Raw genomic sequence first — 886 nt, 5'->3', positions numbered from 1 at the left:
AGTAAACAATGATAATAAAACTTAATACTATAGACTGTATTTAATAATAGGTAGGTAGAGTCTCCTAATTTACGACGCATGGCAATGTATTGTAGTATCGCTGCATAATTGGCTTCTTGTACGTTAAACGGAGCGGTTTTGTTAAATAGGTTTACCGCATAATGATAGGATTTACATACTTTTTTATGGTATTTAGATTCCCATTGTTTTAAATAGTCTACCATAATTCTACTTCTTTTATCGGTGATACATAATGCTCTGTGGTCTTTAAACTGCTGTGTCCTAAAAACTGTTGTATCAAATCTAATTCCAATCCTCGATCTACCAAATGAGAAGCAATGCTATGCCGCAAATGATGTAAACTAAAATATGGCGGTAACCAACCCAATCGCTGTTGCATTTCTTTAAAATAGCGTAATAAAGTACAATAGGTTACTCCAAAAAAATGATGGTATTTTGATAGTCCATTTTGCAGAATATAAGATCGTAAATACTGCTGATGATTCGGTTGTAAAGGGATGGCTCTACGCTTGTTGTTCTTGCCTTGTTTTACAATCAACAAACCCTTATCGAACTTAATATCTACGGTTTGTAAGGCTAACATTTCTTTGGCTCGAAGTCCACAGCCATAACCAAAAATGAGGAGTAGTTTTTCTGATGGAGTTTCTATGGATTTATACAATATTTTAATCTTGTTTTCCGCTATTGGCACGCGTTTAGACTGCGGATCATCACTAGGTAATTTTAGGTTTCCAAAAGGATGGTAATCGATATATCGAAGCTCTAACAACCAACTGTAAAACTGTCTTAAAGTAATCATATAGTATTTTTTGGTGACTACTCTACAATGGGTTTTGTGCTGTAAAATATGCTGGTAATACTGTTT

The 886-nt window shown here is 34.2% G+C and carries 2 protein-coding genes; both read right to left on the bottom strand.

The features are described 5' to 3' along the window. Window positions 1-224 (bottom strand): hypothetical protein (locus GMC_RS21485; RefSeq protein WP_010521291.1); only part of this gene is annotated, 224 nt, incomplete at its 3' end. Further along, window positions 218-886: tyrosine-type recombinase/integrase (locus GMC_RS0106015; protein ID WP_010521290.1), on the bottom strand; the 669-nt coding region annotated here is incomplete at its 5' end. The genes GMC_RS0106015 and GMC_RS21485, both read right to left, overlap by 7 nt.

It is taken from the genome of Aquimarina agarivorans, from assembly GCF_000218485.1.
GTDB lineage: Bacteria > Bacteroidota > Bacteroidia > Flavobacteriales > Flavobacteriaceae > Aquimarina > Aquimarina agarivorans.
The sequence above is the reverse complement of the archived record's forward strand: the minus strand, read 5'-3'. Positions and strand labels throughout refer to the sequence as shown.